The organism is Calothrix sp. FACHB-168, assembly GCF_963889195.1.
Lineage (GTDB): Bacteria > Cyanobacteriota > Cyanobacteriia > Cyanobacteriales > Nostocaceae > Aulosira > Aulosira anomala_A.
Genome location: NZ_CAWPNJ010000010.1, coordinates 145946 through 159686, shown reverse-complemented (window position 1 = coordinate 159686; position 13741 = coordinate 145946). Strand labels below are relative to the sequence as shown.

The window sequence follows — 13741 nt, the reverse complement described above, 5'->3', positions numbered from 1 at the left end:
CTACTCCCTACTGTAATAACTTTTGCAAAGAGCCACTAATTTAAGTGTTTTTATGGTTGTTATATGTAAAATTTATAGATGAGCATGGTAAGTGGGCTAAAACCATGTTGAATGTTCGAGTTTGCTAAATTTGTCGATGATGATTTGACGATTTCACCATTTCGCCAACTGGGGATGATTGATATTATGCCTAATTCATCGTTTATAGCTTCCAACCAGAAAAATGCTGCAACCAAGCGGGATGTGAAGCAGGTTCCGTTTGTGGAGTTATTCAATCATCGCGTACAGGGAGTAGTTTCTAGCGGTTCTGATATTGAACGAGTGTATGTATCCTTTTTTGAAGCGGGAACCCTAGATTATTATTGCAGTACCAATAATAATCGCCCTTGTGGAGGTTTAAGCGGCTATCCCTGCAAACATTTGCAAGCTGTGATGAAAGAAGCGATCGCAACTTACGGTATTGACCAAGTAATAAATTATCTTAAAGTTCCCGGCGACCCCAGTCAAATTACTTCCCTGAACGACATCATCAACCGTCGCGGTACGGTAAAAAAAGAACCAGCCAGCGAAGTCTTCAGCCGTTTTTTAAACTACCTCCGCTACCTAGAATTACAAACCGCCAACTCTCCCATCCCCGAAATGAGTTGGTTTGTTTAATTATAGGGCATGGGGCATTGGGCATTGGGCATTGGGCAGAGACGCGATGAATCGCGTCTGTACAATTGTCAGTTGTTGAAGACAGAAATACAGAAACTGAATTACGAATTACGAATTACGAATTACGAATTAATATCATGGCTTTCCCCGGCGCATTGCATCAAATCAGCGAAAGCAATCAAGAAATATTCGAGTTGATTGCAAGTTTAGATGAGTGTTTTATTACTGGTTTTGCGAATTTAGATGAGCAACATTTACAAACTTTACAAGCTATAGAGCGTGTATTTACTGGCACGCCTTTACAATCATCTTTAGCGGAATCTACTCAGGCGATTAGCACAAATGAGTTTGTAGATAAGCATTTTGCTGTATTGGCGACTGTCCGCGCGGCAATTCAAGGAGCGTTATTTGATACCTTGCAAGCTCAAGTCAGGAGTTTGTTAGGACGCGCAGCCATAGCTGAAGCAGAACTGAAACATGAAGCCGAAGAACCGCCGAGTAATGTCAAAGTGCTGTTAGCTAGTGTACGTCACTGGTTAATGGAAATTGCTTTAATCGGTTATGCACGTTTAGATATCGCAACTTTAGTTCCGTTTTTAGGGACACTGGAACAAATTCAAGCGGAACCTTTATTAGTTAGACAAGCTGCTTTACTGACTGGCTATTTTAATGAATTGATGCGCAATCTTCCCGTCGCTGATAGTGCAGCAATACCTAAATATCGTTGGGTTGATTTGTGGACTCAGGCGATGTTAGGCACTGTCCGCCCAGCTATTTTACCAAAATCGCAACCAATATCGGGTAATTTAGAAATTTTAGGTTTAGATTTACGCCAACACGCCAATTTAGTTAGTTTTACAGCCTATGGTTTACTAGATGCAAACAATCAAACTCAATTGGTGCGAGTTACCCAATCAGCTTACAAGGTAGATGCAATTAATAACGAGCAAATTTGGTTGTTATTTGCCAATGCGGCTATTTTATTAGATGCTTTCGCCCAAAATCGCGTCTTGAAAATCAAAGATGTACCCTTGCTACCTAATGGAGATTTATTGTGGCAAGGTCAAGGCGAACTTGGTGAAAATTATAACTTGATGAAGCGGGCGGCGGAATTTTTTGCTGAGAATACAGGTAATAGCTTGATTTATTCTACAGTGGCAGCGTGCGATCGCCATCCCATCCAAATCGCGGAACCGATATATCTCAGTAATTATCAAGTTGTAAAAAATGACGAGAATATTGTTTTAAGTTGGGGTGATGCGGGTGAACTCAGCATTGCTAATGAACGTATCAGCAGTTTATCAGAATTAAATTTAGACATAATAGCCAAATCTCAGCAAATCTTCGGCTTATTACGGTTCGATGCTGGTAAATGGTCAGTCCAACCTTTAGCAGTAGCAGTGAAAAACAAAATCACATCTACCGGACAAACCGCAGCGTCAGTCATTGCGAAAAAAGATTCCATCAAAAATAGTGTGGTGGGAATCTTACAAGAACGTTCTAGCAGACTACTGCGTAAGAGTTGAGGAAAAATCATGGATACAGAACAAATTGCTCAACGCCGTCAAGTTGTATACTGGCGCTTGCTAACTAGTATGTTTGGCTTTAGCGAACAGGGTGCAAATTTTGAACAAATGGCGACGGAAGTTGTCAGCGAGTTAAATTTACCCCAATTAATCCTCGACCCCAATATTAGTATTGAAAACTTACTCCACCGCTACCCAGAATTAGAAGCTGATTTTAATAATCCCATAATTCCCCAAGACGACACAAACGAAGCAGAAACCGCTACCCTACGCCGAGGCTTAGTTTTCTCTAAATTACTCCTGAATGCTTTCGGCCCCAACACCCAAACCGGAGTTGTCACCGCACAACAATACGCGCAATGGTTAAAAGATGTGGGATTTTTAGAAAAAGCCTTGGGATGTCAACCGGGAAGTTTACGCGGACATGGGCCGGGAATGGGGAAAAATCCCGGACAGCAAAATCAAGGACAAGGTAGCAGTCAAAGTGGCGGTATGGGTGCGGGTTTAGGTACTGGTGGCGGTTTCACCGTTACTGAAGAACAACTCCGCGCTACCCTCAAAGCGTTAGAAGGCGAATTAATTCACCGCATGGCTTTACACGAAGTCCTCAAAGATGACAGGTTAGCCAGTCAACTTACGCCATCAATGGCTTTGGTGGAACAGCTATTACGAGAAAAAGCGAATTTATCAGGAAATGCGCTGAAAAATGCTAAACGGTTAATTCAGGAGTATGTAGACGAACTAGCGCAAGTGTTACGGTTACAAGTCGCGCAAGCTGTCGCGGGAAAAATCGATTATTCGGTTCCACCAAAAAGGATATTTCGCAACTTAGATTTAAAGCGGACAATTTGGAAGAATTTAACTAATTGGAATCCACAAGAACAGAGGTTATTTGTTGATAGGTTGTACTACCACCATACAGCCAAGAAAAAAACACCAACTCGCATGATTGTAGTAGTTGACCAATCAGGTTCAATGGTAGATGCGATGGTGCAATGTACAATTCTCGCGTCAATTTTTGCTGGACTTCCGAATGTGGATGTGCATTTATTGGCGTTTGATACGCGAGTCATTGATTTAACAGCTTGGGTACATGACCCCTTTGAGGTTTTATTACGAACTCAATTAGGTGGAGGGACGCATATTTATGCGGCGTTAGTGGAAGCTGCACAAAAGATTTTAGAGCCACAAAATACGGCGATGGTGTTAATTTCTGATTTTTATGAAGGTGGTAGCGACCAAGTTTTATTTGACTATATTAAATCGTTGAAGGAGTCGGGATTGCATTTTATTCCGGTGGGTGCGGTGACAAGTTCGGGATATTTCAGTGTGAATCAATGGTTCAGGGATAAGTTGAAGGAGTTAGGTATGCCGATTTTAACGGGTAGTCCGAAGAAGTTAATTCAGGAGTTAAAAAAGGTGATTGTAACTTGAATATACTTAACCTATTCCCTTCAGCAATTTCTTCCTTTGTGTCCTTTGCGCCTTTGCGGTTCGTTAAAAGAAATAAACCGCGAAGGCACGAAGTACGCGAAGTGAAGAGAGTTTAAGAGAGATTTTACATTAATTATTAGGAGATAAAAATGGCAAGGACTAAGAGTAATAATACAAGTAGCGAGACTAAAGATAATACTGTCATGCTGCGCCAACCGGCGGAACTAAAATATGCAGAAGAATTAGAATATTTAGCCTCAATCGATAAAGGTACAAAACCCTTTTCTTGGCGACTATCGCCGCAAATGGTACGCACCTTTGTATTAGGAAGTACGCCATCGCAAAAGTTAGATAGGCAAATTGAGCAGAAATGGTATGGCGATAGTGCGATCGCAGAACGTGCTATTGTCACTTTAGCTTCTGACCGTGGTTTACTCTTAATTGGCGACCCCGGTACAGGTAAAAGCTGGCTAGCAGAATTACTCGCAGCCGCAATTTCTGGTAATTCCACCTATGTAGTTCAAGGAACTGCGGGAACAACAGAAGACCAAATTAAATATTCTTGGAACGTGGCGATGGTAATTGCGGCTGGTCAATCCCGCGATTCTTTGATTCCTTCACCCATTATGACAGCCATGCATAGCGGTGCAATGGGCAGATTTGAGGAATTGACGCGCTGTACTTCCGATGTCCAAGATGCACTGATATCTATACTGAGTGAAAAGTATATTTCGATTCCCGAATTAAAGACGGATAACGTAGCTTTCGCGCAACCCGGATTTAATGTCATCGCCACAGCCAACAGTCGCGACAGGGGTGTGAATGAACTTTCCTCAGCATTGAAACGGCGGTTTAATTTCGTACATATGCCGGTGGTGACGAATAAGAAGCAGGAAAAAGAAATTATCCTCTTCCGCACCAAGGAATTAATGAACCGTCACGGCTTTGAAGTCGATGTACCGCCAACATTATTAGATGTATTATTGCAGACCTTTGCCGACTTACGCGAAACCAGCGCCGCAGCTAGTTCTGACGACCAGCGTTTAGAATCGGCGCTTTCCACAGCTGAACAAATAGGTGTGTTAGAAGATGCGATTTTACACAGCCGATATTTTGGCGCGACTAATTTAGAAGCCGGTGCATTAGCCAAGTCATTAGTTGGTACTTTAGTACGTCGTCAACCAGAAGATATTTCCGTAATGAATCAATTTTGGCACGCCGTTGTAGAGAAGCGTAGTCAAGAACAAAAAGGTGAATGGGAAGCCTTTCTCGAAGGTGGAAAACAAGCGATGGGGTTATTTTAAGCAATATCTCTCTATAACTTTCTTCCTTCGTGTCCTTTGCGTCTTTGCGGTTCGTTTCTATCTTTCTCTCACGCAAAGGCGCAAAGAAGAACTCCAAATATTTGGAAACTTCCTAAACTATGAGTCTACCCACTGCATTCAACGCACTCCAAGAACAACTCCTCAACGCGGCGGAAAAATTCGCTACCGATGCACAACCATTAAGCGAAATGCTAACGGCTTTAATACAAGACGTAGAAAAAGCTAGCAGCGAACCTCTAGAAATTTTCCCCGTCTGTCACCACTCCCCCTCCTCCGCCTTACAGATGGTGCGACGTTTACGGGAAAAACCGCCGAAAGTCATCTACTTGGAACTATGCGAAGACTTACAAAACACCGTTGAAAATCTCCGCGATTGTAAATTACCCGTTGCTTTACAAGCCTTCGCTGCTGAATCTGAGCATTTTTCGCCCAAAATCATGCCGTTGAGTGTGGTTGCACCCATTACCGAAGCTTCTGCAGAATATCAAGCGATCGCATTTGCGCTGCAAAATCCCGAAACTCAGCTAGTATTTGTTGATAGGGCGGTGGATTTTGTCTTTCAATGGGAACCCCCTGATACTAAACTTGCTGAAGAATCAGAAGAACCCGCCAGCGATGAAGCAAAAATGCATGGTTCGGCGGTAGGTGTAGAAGTCGGTAGCCTCATCCCCACTTTTGACCAATTTTTAAGCTTTTTACTCCGCAATTCCAATACTCGCCACTTTTCAGAATGGTGGGATGAATATGTAGAAACCGCAATTATCGGTGCAGATTACGATACTTACCGCCAAGTAATGTTCCTTATCGGTAGTTTAATGCGTCGTTTAGGAACTCGCAACAAAGATATCGAAATCGACCGTCAGCGCGAACGCTATATGTGGACTACCATGAAAAAACACATGGCGGCGCATAATATTGCACCATCGGAAGCTATCTATATATGTGGTGCAGCGCACTCTGCTAGCGATGTAGAAGAATACAGCGTTACTAATAATAATCTCTGGGAAATTCCAGAACGCACTCAAACCAAATGGTTATATGGTTTAATTCCTTCCAGTTTTGCGGCTATTGAATACCAATTTCATCACCCAGCAGGTACGGTATCGCTAGCAGAAGCAACTTGGAAAAAGAATCTCAAGGTTACGGGGTTAAAAGGATTTTCGCTCAATAAAGAAGAGAAAGCGACTAAAACTAAAGCAAGTCCTGTTACAGCTACAAATTCCACCCTCGCAGCCTTCTTAACTCGTCCCCCAGAACTAGCCGCCGCAGACACAGAACAATTATTGCAATGGTGCGCGGATATTGTCGGATTAGCGCGGAAAAATGCCTATTTAGCGAGTACAGCAGACTCTATCGCCATTTATCAAACCTCAATGCTGCTAGCTGGGATGCGGAACCGAATGCACCCCACACCCTACGATTTCCAAGATGCAGCCATAACTTGTCTTGAAAAAGACCGCACTCCCAAAAAACGCAATATTTACCAACTTTGCCAAATTTTACTCGGAGGCGATCGCATTGGTACGGTTGGTTACGCTTCTTTACCTCCCCTAGCGCAAGATGTATATGACAGACTTCAACCTTTAGGAGTCAACCTACTTGCACAAACCAACCAACGCGCCTTAATGGATTTCAAACAGCAACCGGAACTTTTACCATGTTCTGATGTGCTCTGGCGATTGCATTATTTGTTGGGTGATACGATTGTCAAGCCAATTATAGGCGATCGCAGTCTTGGTTCAAAGCCGATTCAAGAATCTTGGGAAATTCGCATCGGTAAATACCAGCGCCATCTAATTATGCTCGGTTATGAAGGTGTCAGCATCGAGCAAGTTTTAGAACAGCGCCTCAAACAAACAGCTTTCTCTCCCCAAGCCAAAACTAGCGATGTTCTCAAAGCCACAGAAGATAGCATTTTATACGCGCGCAGCCTCCGACTAACGCAAGAACTTGGAGAACACGCGATTTCTCTCCTCAAACAAGAAACAGGTGTCAGCGACGCACCCCAAGTATTTGAACGAGTCCGCAGGCTAGTCCATTATTACCGCGCCACACCTTCAGGCTTACCGCAATGGATAGAACGTTTTGTTACCACAGGCTACGGACATTACGCAACCTTACTACCCCAAGCCTTTGCTGATAGAGGAACCACACCCGAACAAATCGCCGGGATGTTGAATTTTATCTTTACCTTGGAAAGTTTAGCGTTATCTCTAGGTTGTAACCGCAGTCAATTATTAATCGGTGTCAAACAATCCAGCCAAGGTTTAGACGACCCCGCCAAAATCGGTTTATTGTGGACAACAGAATGGTTACTAACATTAATAAAACTAGAAGAAATTCGGGAATTTTTCAATGATGTGATTAACAACGAAATGTTAATTAAATCTTTCCCAGAATACCTGAACGGGTTTATTTTATCTTTAACCTTTGCACCGAGAATTAGTAAATTTGTTGTCGAACTGTTGAGTAAATTATTCGCCACAGTTCCCGATAAAATTTTATTACCTTGGTTACCCAGCCTGATTCTGAAACTGCGACCCCATGCGCAAATTCTCCAAGGATTAATTAAAGAAGCCTCAAGTAATTTCCCGAAGAGTTTAGCTGGCTTTAATAACTGGATTCCCGCATGGTCGAAGCCGCAACCTGAGATGCAAAAGCAGGTTCAGCTAGTTGAGGCTGCACCCACACTCAGCGAAAGTGAGTTAAAAATCAGAGAATTTCTGTTTAATTCGCCAGCAACAACTAATGCGTTAGCTAAATTATTAGGTATTGAAAATTTGAGTTGGGAAGAAAATTTAGAAATTCCTCAAACTCCGAGCAATAATTTATCTGAATCAGAATCCAAAGCTCAACAATTAATCAATACCCATCCAGCAACTTTAAACTACTTTGCTGCTTTATTGTAATTTATGATAAAGCTAAATCAAATGCCCAATGCCCAATGCCCCATGCCCCATGCCCAAAATATAGAGGGTGGGGAAACCCCACCCCTACGGTATTTAAAAATCTTCCAAACCCAATGTAAGAAATCGTTCAATTACGGGATCTGTTTCTGATTTTAATTCTTTACTTGAATCTGATTCTACAACTTCAATAGGTTGTTCAATTTTTGGCTCAATTTTTGGCTCAATCTTTTTTTCAATTGGCTGATAAATTGGTTGTATCGGCTGTGGTGCTTGTTCAACTACAGCAACAACAGGTGAAGCGGGTTGTGGTGATGGTGATTGCTTTGACTTTTTACCTGGGGATTTCAACTTAGTTTGGGTAATTTGTGTTGTCGCACCCAGTCCCATCATTGCACCAGCAACTGTGTACATTGCATTCTGATTTAAGTATTGTACGCCCAAATATCCGACGGCGATCGCAGATACTGTGGCGGAGATGCTTCCCATGATAATTTGCTGCTGTTTCAACTGTTTATCCTTGATTTAGTTGGTAGTTTATACGTATTAAGCTCCTGACTTTAATGTAGCGTTAACTACGGCTTGGTCTATTAAATCGCCACCTAAATGACAAGTCATCCCAGCAGTTAAGTAGACTTAATACACCAAGTCTAGCTAGGCTGATTTTAGAACAATCTTGTAAACCAATAGCAGTTAGAGCTTTAGAGATTTAGCTCCACTCCTCAATAGCCTAATCTACTGATAAAGGTCAACCTTTTGCTACATATTGTTAGAGATAATACAGATACCGCATTTACTCCAAGTTTGCAAGTAACTTTAAACACAAGATGCTCAATTGTTCAATTTAGCGCTGATTAGGAGATCAGGTCAATATTCAGCAGGTATGATAACCAATGGCAATCATACCTCATTCACGGAAATGCGATCGCATCTTGAAAATGCCTAAATCCGCTTATCCAGTTAGAAAACAAGCATTTCGACTAATTCAATACAAAAGGTGAATCTTAATAGTAAAGAAAACTCTATGATGTAATTAGATAACAACTAAGGTAATAATTGCAATTTCACTTTTCCCGTAGTCAGCATAGTGTAGCCAATGCTCACTGCCATTAATGATAAAGCAAAGGAAATAAGCGAGATTGGCGCAATAAAAATTACACTACTCATAATTGCATAAGCCAAGCTAGCAGCAATCATCAGCCAAGCATATTGACGATTCTGTCCGCCATATTTTAAAGTCAATAACCCGGCAGTGATCAACAACATCACAGGCAAGCTAGGAATAAAGTATCCAGAAAAAATTACACTACTTGCCAAAACCTTAATGCCAAAAAGCATTAAAACTAATCCAATAAGTCTAATTATAAATTTCATCATCTATTGCTGTGTAGGTTCGCAATAGAATTTAGGTTTGACAGATACAAATTATGCAATGTCACCCCCAGTTTTGCTAGGAGTGACATTACCAGCCTAGAATCAGCCTTAGCTAAAGATTTTCGCCAAACTACTTAAGCGTTCGTAAACTGGAATTAAGCGATCGCCTTCTATTTCTACAGTAGAGGTGGGATAATGACGAATAGCCCCCAGCAAAGTTACTTCACCATTTTGGTTAATAGATGTGCTTAAAGCAGTTTGCAGTGCTTGTGCATTTAATTCCTGTTCTGGAGGATGAACTACATCACCAATTTCGTTAACTAAAACTGGCCCAGCCCAGCTAGAAAGTAAGTTATTTAAAAAAGCGCGATCGGCTTTTATTCCTGCTGTTAAAGCTTGACGGGCTATTGCAGGATTTTGTTGAGAAGCTTGTAAATAAGCTCTCAGTGTAGGCGTAGTTTTACCAGTTTCGACAAATTGATTTAATTCGGTGACAGAAATAGCGCCTTGAAAATTACCGTATTTTAAAATCACCTGTTCAGCCGCATCAGCATTAGGACTGAAGAATAAAACACTAGCCCCGACACCTAAAGCTATTGTCTGTCCGATTAATTTAGTAAATAGTCCTTTGCTGAATTGATGAAAAAATTGAAAAATCTGCATTTTATCGAACTTCCTACTATTGTAGAGCATAGAGAAACACAAAAAATCAGCCCTAGTTCTTCATGCTAATTTGTGCAGAGAAAAGTACAATCTGACTATGGGTTGATTCAGGTGTTGATCATGGGAACGGATGAGCGCGATCGCAGATTTTAACGAACTCAAGTATAATTCATAAGCAACAGTTCAATCAGCCACATTTTTTGATCAGGCTTAATTTTCATGTCTGAGAATTTTCCCTTCTCTAATTTTCAAGAACTACAACAATGGCATCAGGGAATCAAAGATGCTAACCGCAATAATATTTTTTGTCATTGTCGTAACTGTGGTTATGAATGGATGGATTCTACATTTGATGCTACTTGTACTCAATGTCATAGCCAAAATGTTGAAACTATTTCATCTTGGCAATTTCCCGATGATTAAATCACAGAGTTTTTAGATATGATACAAAATTGGTCGCAAGAAACCTATATTAAAGCTTATAAATTTGCTGCACAAGCACACCAAGGGCAGAAAATTCCTGGTTCCGAAATTCCTTACATCATGCATTTAAGTTTTGTAAGTATGGAAGTAATTGCTGCCCTAAATGAAAATCAAGAATATAATGGTGATTTAGCAATTCAATGTGCAATTTTGCATGATACCATCGAAGATACAAACACAACTTATGAGCAAATAACCAGCGAATTTGGTACAGCAGTTGCTAACGGTGTCCTCGCCTTAACTAAAGATAATAATCTAGATAAACACCTGCAAATGGCGGATAGTTTGCAAAGAATCCAACAACAACCACAAGAAATTTGGATGGTGAAATTGGCAGATAGAATTAGTAATCTGCAACCACCACCTTATTATTGGACTAGAGAAAAGATTACCAAATATCGAGAAGAAGCGATTCAAATTCACGACGCTTTAAAAGATGCAAGTAATTTTTTAGCTTCACGCCTAGCCAATAAAATCGAAAATTATCAATCCTTTATTACCCACTCTACAAATGACAAATGACAAATGACAAATGACAAATTACGCATTATCAATTATTTGTTCTACATCATAAGTTTTACCTTCTACAGTTACGCGATCGCCTGATACTAATTTTCTCCCTCGTCGCGTTTCCAAGACACCATTAACTTTGACAGCACCATCAAGAATGAGCCATTTTGCTTGTCCTCCAGTTGGTGCTATCCCTACCAACTTTAAAAACTGATCGAGTTTAATCATACTGTTACTTGTCAATTCCTGAATATCTTTCTAAAAAAGCTCAACCCATTCATAAGTTTTGTTTAAGTCTAATTAAGTTTGATATTAGCATTAGTTGAAATGCTCAACGTCAAACTTAGTTTGATCGAAGCCAAATTAAATTATCCCAAATTGTAGGGGCTGGGTCACCCAGCCCCTACGAGGTTGCTTGGTAAGTTAATGATTGGGATGTTTTTTTATTTTTGAATTTTGAATTTTGAATTTTGAATTGTTAATTAAGATTTTTCCCGTCGATGATTAGCAGCTTGTAATAACAACGATTCGGCAAAAGCGATCGCATCTGTGGCTGATTTTCCGCCAGCTAATTGCGCTAATTCCTCCCGGCGAGTGGTTAAATTATCCAAGGCTGTCACTCGCACCACAGTACGCTGTTCGCCGCTACCGTTGTTAGTTTTGTTACCTTTACCTTGATTGATAATTTGTTTATCAACGCGAAAATGCCTATCTGCCATTGCTGCTACTAAGGGTTGGTGGGTAACACACAATACCTGAGAACGCTGGCTGAGTTGGTGTAATTTTTCCGCGATCGCTTGTGCTACCCTGCCAGAAACACCTACATCAATTTCATCAAATACCATTGTCCCCGCAGCATCGGCTTGGGATACACAAGCTTTCAACGCCAGTAAAAAGCGGCTCATTTCCCCACCGGAAGCAATCTCGCTTAAAGGTTGGAGGGGTTCCCCAGGGTTGGGACTAAACATAAAGGTAATCTTGTCTGCACCGGTGGCGGTTGGGGTAGTCGGGACAATATCTACTTTAAATTGCACCTTTTCCATCGCTAGGGGTTTGAGTTCCGCGATTAACCGCGATTCTAGACTGTTAGCGGCTGTGCGGCGCAATTGAGTTAATTTATGGCAAGCTTGGGTGAGTTTGGCTAAAGTTGCTTGTTCTTGCTGTTCTAAACTTTCTATAGATTGTTCGCTATCGTTCAGTTCAGCTAATTCGCCTTGAATTTTTTGATAATAGGCGATCGCTTCTTGTAATGTCGGCCCGTATTTTCGGCAAATCTGCTTTAATTCCCTGATTCTTTCTTCTACTTCCTCTAATCTTTGAGGATCTGCTTCTAAATCTTCGCCATAAGCATTAATTTGTCTGGCGACTTCCATTAACGTAGCTTGCGCATCCCGCACCAAATCTAACAGAGGTTGCAGTTGGGTATCGTATTCCACCATATCAATTAAGGTGGCTTCGCTATCTCCCAATAAATCGGCTGCGGCTGGGGCTTCGCTGTCGTTTTGATACAAAGCCTGATAGACTTTGTAGCTCATCTGTTGTAAATCGACAACGTGATTTAGCCGTTCTCGTTCTTGTAATAGCTGTTCTAATTCGTTGGGATCGTTGAGGTTAACTGCTCCCAATTCCTGCACTTGATAGGTAAGTAAATCTAACTGTTGTAAACGTTCTCGTTCTGATGTCCGGCGTTTTTCTAATGCCAGATGTGCTTGTTGATACGCACTATAAACAACAGCGATCGCCTGACGCTGCTGCATTAAAGCATCACCACCATGTAAATCTAACCAATCCCGGACTTGAGAAGCTTGTCCGACTTGCACAGTTTGTCCTTGGGCGGTAATTTCCACCAAGCGATCGCGCAGTCCCCCCATCATCTGACGATTTACCAATACCCCATTGACTCGCGATCGACTGCGGACATTACTAGTCGTCGCCGAAATTTCCCGGCTAATTACTACAGAGTTTTCGTCTATCGAATCAATTTCTTGTTCGCTTAACCAACTAGCTAAAGTCCCATTAGATTTAAAGGTAGCTTCCACCATCGCCCGACTGGTTCCAGTGCGAATTACCCTACTAGATACCTTACCACCAAGGGCGGCATCAATCGCATCCAAGATAATCGATTTTCCCGCACCAGTTTCACCTGTTAAGACATTCAGTCCAGTACCAAATTCTAATTCTAATTGGTCAATTAAGGCAAAATTTTCAATTCGCAGGCAAAGCAACATCAAGCCACATTCTCCATCTAGGCAGATGCCGAATACTTCCAATTTTCAGGACTCTAGGCATGAGCGTTTAGCAACCAGCTTAAGCCACTACACAAGAAGTAGCAGCCCCATTTTACTCTAGTAAACTGTGTGACATACTCCTACACTGATTGCAAGCAATACAGTGTAGGCTTCTCAGCGACTCCCGGTATCCCCCGGACATTAACTGAGCTTTGTTTTAAGTCCACGAGAAGCCCCTCCGCAGACTATGCAATTTCTTACACCTCGGCTTCGCTCGGTGTAAGTCTGAGCGAAGCCGAAGACTTACCTTGTACCCTACGAATTTTACTGTCCTGGATGAGATGCTGGCTTTTTCGCACTATCGGACAAACCCTCAGGCGATTCGTATTAATCAAGATGTGCCTACTTACTTTTATGCTGTGCAACGGAGTCGCTTACCAATGATCGCAGTGCCACTGGGCAGAGGCTTATCAGACACCAATACGGGCGAAGTTAGCCAAAATAATTATACCAGAGAAACAAGAGATCATGGTGACTCCTCACCGACCCCTTGTCCTGTCAAACCTTCGGCTTGAATTGGTTAGGGGTCAGTTCGTCGTCACCCAAAAATTCATCTCATCGCTCACTGCGACAGC

At 41.7% G+C, this 13741-nt stretch carries 13 protein-coding genes; 8 read left to right on the top strand and 5 right to left on the bottom strand.

Annotation, left to right across the window (positions count from 1 at the left end; all coding sequences use genetic code 11):
- Positions 1 to 111: 111 nt before the first annotated feature.
- The 5 genes from AACW45_RS04560 to AACW45_RS04540 all read left to right on the top strand — a co-directional run bounded on the left by AACW45_RS04560 (position 112) and on the right by AACW45_RS04540 (position 7851).
- Entirely contained in the window at positions 112 to 657 is a 546-nt protein-coding gene (locus AACW45_RS04560) for a hypothetical protein (protein WP_199331050.1), read from the top strand.
- A gap of 65 nt (positions 658 to 722) precedes the next feature.
- On the top strand, positions 723 to 2183 hold the full coding sequence (locus AACW45_RS04555; protein ID WP_190631518.1) for a hypothetical protein: 1461 nt from the start codon (positions 723 to 725) through the stop codon (positions 2181 to 2183).
- A 9-nt stretch (positions 2184 to 2192) separates the two neighbouring features.
- Complete coding sequence (locus AACW45_RS04550) at positions 2193 to 3617, top strand: VWA domain-containing protein (protein ID WP_190631517.1); 1425 nt, start codon at positions 2193 to 2195, stop codon at positions 3615 to 3617.
- A 149-nt stretch (positions 3618 to 3766) separates the two neighbouring features.
- The gene (locus AACW45_RS04545; protein WP_199331049.1) at positions 3767 to 4921 is read left to right on the top strand and encodes an ATP-binding protein; all 1155 of its coding nucleotides are present in this window, start codon (positions 3767 to 3769) and stop codon (positions 4919 to 4921) included.
- Between the two features lie 119 nt (positions 4922 to 5040).
- Positions 5041 to 7851, top strand: a complete 2811-nt coding sequence (locus AACW45_RS04540; protein ID WP_190631515.1) for a DUF5682 family protein — start codon at positions 5041 to 5043, stop codon at positions 7849 to 7851.
- Positions 7852 to 7944: 93 nt separating this feature from the next.
- On the opposite strand, the gene AACW45_RS04535 is transcribed toward AACW45_RS04540, so the two are convergent.
- The 3 genes from AACW45_RS04535 to AACW45_RS04525 all read right to left on the bottom strand — a co-directional run bounded on the left by AACW45_RS04535 (position 7945) and on the right by AACW45_RS04525 (position 9885).
- Positions 7945 to 8358 carry a hypothetical protein gene (locus tag AACW45_RS04535; RefSeq protein ID WP_190631513.1) on the bottom strand — a complete coding sequence of 138 codons (414 nt, stop codon included), beginning with the start codon at positions 8356 to 8358 and terminating at the stop codon, positions 7945 to 7947.
- Positions 8359 to 8892: 534 nt separating this feature from the next.
- A complete protein-coding gene (locus AACW45_RS04530) occupies positions 8893 to 9186 on the bottom strand; it encodes a hypothetical protein (protein ID WP_190631511.1) in 294 nt (97 codons plus the stop codon).
- A gap of 144 nt (positions 9187 to 9330) precedes the next feature.
- Positions 9331 to 9885, bottom strand: a complete 555-nt coding sequence (locus tag AACW45_RS04525; RefSeq protein WP_190631510.1) for an alpha/beta hydrolase — start codon at positions 9883 to 9885, stop codon at positions 9331 to 9333.
- Positions 9886 to 10104: 219 nt separating this feature from the next.
- Here AACW45_RS04525 and AACW45_RS04520 point away from each other — a divergent pair, with 219 nt between their 5' ends.
- Both AACW45_RS04520 and AACW45_RS04515 read left to right on the top strand, forming a co-directional pair.
- A complete protein-coding gene (locus AACW45_RS04520; protein WP_190631508.1) occupies positions 10105 to 10308 on the top strand; it encodes a hypothetical protein in 204 nt (67 codons plus the stop codon).
- A gap of 18 nt (positions 10309 to 10326) precedes the next feature.
- The gene (locus AACW45_RS04515) at positions 10327 to 10890 is read left to right on the top strand and encodes an HD domain-containing protein (RefSeq protein WP_190631506.1); all 564 of its coding nucleotides are present in this window, start codon (positions 10327 to 10329) and stop codon (positions 10888 to 10890) included.
- Between the two features lie 18 nt (positions 10891 to 10908).
- Here AACW45_RS04515 and AACW45_RS04510 read toward each other — a convergent pair whose 3' ends face one another.
- Entirely contained in the window at positions 10909 to 11106 is a 198-nt protein-coding gene (locus AACW45_RS04510) for an RNA-binding S4 domain-containing protein (RefSeq protein ID WP_190631504.1), read from the bottom strand.
- Between the two features lie 254 nt (positions 11107 to 11360).
- Complete coding sequence (gene recN, locus AACW45_RS04505; protein ID WP_190631503.1) at positions 11361 to 13106, bottom strand: DNA repair protein RecN; 1746 nt, start codon at positions 13104 to 13106, stop codon at positions 11361 to 11363.
- Positions 13107 to 13414: 308 nt separating this feature from the next.
- Between recN and AACW45_RS04500 the strand changes: the two genes are divergently transcribed.
- Complete coding sequence (locus AACW45_RS04500; RefSeq protein WP_242045664.1) at positions 13415 to 13681, top strand: hypothetical protein; 267 nt, start codon at positions 13415 to 13417, stop codon at positions 13679 to 13681.
- Positions 13682 to 13741: the final 60 nt, after the last annotated feature.

Excerpts from the sequence above, each read along its gene's own strand:
- AACW45_RS04510 (WP_190631504.1), bottom strand. The coding sequence starts at position 11,106 with ATGATTAAACTCGATCAGTTTTTAAAGTTGGTAGGGATAGCACCAACT.
- AACW45_RS04550 (WP_190631517.1), top strand. The coding sequence starts at position 2,193 with ATGGATACAGAACAAATTGCTCAACGCCGTCAAGTTGTATACTGGCGC.
- AACW45_RS04515 (WP_190631506.1), top strand. The coding sequence starts at position 10,327 with ATGATACAAAATTGGTCGCAAGAAACCTATATTAAAGCTTATAAATTT.
- AACW45_RS04540 (WP_190631515.1), top strand. The coding sequence starts at position 5,041 with ATGAGTCTACCCACTGCATTCAACGCACTCCAAGAACAACTCCTCAAC.
- AACW45_RS04530 (WP_190631511.1), bottom strand. The coding sequence starts at position 9,186 with ATGCTTTTTGGCATTAAGGTTTTGGCAAGTAGTGTAATTTTTTCTGGA.
- AACW45_RS04560 (WP_199331050.1), top strand. The coding sequence starts at position 112 with ATGTTCGAGTTTGCTAAATTTGTCGATGATGATTTGACGATTTCACCA.
- AACW45_RS04525 (WP_190631510.1), bottom strand. The coding sequence starts at position 9,885 with ATGCAGATTTTTCAATTTTTTCATCAATTCAGCAAAGGACTATTTACT.
- AACW45_RS04520 (WP_190631508.1), top strand. The coding sequence starts at position 10,105 with ATGTCTGAGAATTTTCCCTTCTCTAATTTTCAAGAACTACAACAATGG.
- recN (WP_190631503.1), bottom strand. The coding sequence starts at position 13,106 with ATGTTGCTTTGCCTGCGAATTGAAAATTTTGCCTTAATTGACCAATTA.
- AACW45_RS04545 (WP_199331049.1), top strand. The coding sequence starts at position 3,767 with ATGGCAAGGACTAAGAGTAATAATACAAGTAGCGAGACTAAAGATAAT.